An 870-nucleotide genomic window follows, 5' to 3' on the forward strand; every position below is an offset into this window, starting at 1 on the left:
AAACAGTATGTGTCGGAAGGTAACTTCCGTGAAGAATTGTACTACCGCCTGAATGTGTTCCCAATCGCATGGCCAGCGCTGAATGAGCGTAAAGGGGACATTGCGCCACTTGCGAAGCATCTTGCCGAGCGTCACTGTAGCAAAATGGGTATGCCTGTTCCTCAGTTCTCGCCAGTTGCAGTGGAAAAACTATTGCAGTACCCATGGCCAGGTAATGTTCGAGAGCTGGATAACGTTGTACAACGCGCGCTGATTTTGAGTGAAAACGGCGATATCGGTGCAGAGCACATCTTGCTAGAAGGCGTGGATTGGCAAGATGCCAACAGCTTGCAATACGTTGTGCAAAGTGCAGAAACATTGGTCCCTGATGTCAAGCCTGTTGCTCAAGCTGAATCCGTCAACCGCGTTAACACTGGCGGCGAGGGGTTGGGTGGCGAGCTGCGCGATCAAGAGTACGCGATCATTCTAGAAACCTTGGTGGAATGTAATGGCCGACGCAAAGAAATGGCAGAGAAGTTGGGCATAAGCCCGCGTACTCTGCGCTACAAACTTGCCAAAATGCGTGACGCGGGTATAGATATTCCGAGTTAGGTTTCACACGCGTAGCCTTAAGACAAAAGTGTGAGTAAACTATTCTGCTGGCGTCTTATGGCACATAAATTGCTGTGTCAATATTTAGTTTAAATGGATAGTCAAACTTTTGGCTCAGAGGTGATAATGAAAGTTGATGGTATTCAGGCCGAAATGCGCGCCATGATTGTAGAAGCGGCCGACACCACTCCGACAGGAAGGGGTGCGGAGTTGGGTGCAGATTTCAATGATCTCCTAACCAAAGCCATCAATACCGTCAACTCACTTCAACAATCATCT

General features: G+C 48.7%; 1 protein-coding gene and 1 pseudogene. Both read left to right on the top strand.

Annotated elements, in window-relative coordinates; translation table 11 throughout:
- Positions 1-591, top strand: a 591-nt coding sequence (locus tag R7Z50_RS25905) for a helix-turn-helix domain-containing protein (RefSeq protein WP_318149529.1), incomplete at its 5' end; no start/stop codon positions are given.
- A 126-nt stretch (positions 592-717) separates the two neighbouring features.
- A pseudogene (locus tag R7Z50_RS25910) lies at positions 718-870 on the top strand (flagellar hook-basal body complex protein FliE); the annotation flags it as partial.

Source organism: Vibrio sp. 1249-1 (assembly GCF_033340495.1).